The organism is Mesorhizobium sp. M1D.F.Ca.ET.231.01.1.1, assembly GCF_003999155.2.
In the GTDB taxonomy this organism is placed as follows: domain Bacteria; phylum Pseudomonadota; class Alphaproteobacteria; order Rhizobiales; family Rhizobiaceae; genus Mesorhizobium.
In genome coordinates this window covers 1-349 of the sequence record NZ_RZOZ02000131.1, presented here as the reverse complement: position 1 = coordinate 349, position 349 = coordinate 1, and the positions used below count along the sequence as shown (strand labels likewise).

The following is a 349-nucleotide window of genomic DNA, read 5'->3' as shown; positions in this document are numbered from 1 at the left end:
TTCGCTTGACAGTGCCGGGTATCGGCGTAGCCTGCATTAGGTACAACTAAACTATATGCCCTGGCGTGCCGAGCAGTCGCGATGTCGGGCCATTTGCCGCTTCCACGATTTAAGCGGCACCACCTCGCCAAAGCGATCCGAGCCGACCCGCCTGACAGAGCCGGGAGGTGAAAATGGCAACCAGTTGGCAATTGTCTGGCAGTTACTTCGAAAACTGCAATTGCGATGTCGTATGTCCTTGCCTGGTGTCCACCAACGCGCAGCTGACATCGAAGCCGACGCAAGGTGTTTGCGATGTGGCCTTGGTCTTTCATATCGACAAGGGCAATTACGGCGACGTTCGATTGGA

1 protein-coding gene is annotated in these 349 nt (G+C 55.6%); it reads left to right on the top strand.

The window, feature by feature from the left end; all coding sequences use genetic code 11:
• Positions 1-173: 173 nt before the first annotated feature.
• A partial coding sequence (locus EN874_RS32625; protein ID WP_127428853.1) for a DUF1326 domain-containing protein occupies positions 174-349 on the top strand: 176 nt, incomplete at its 3' end.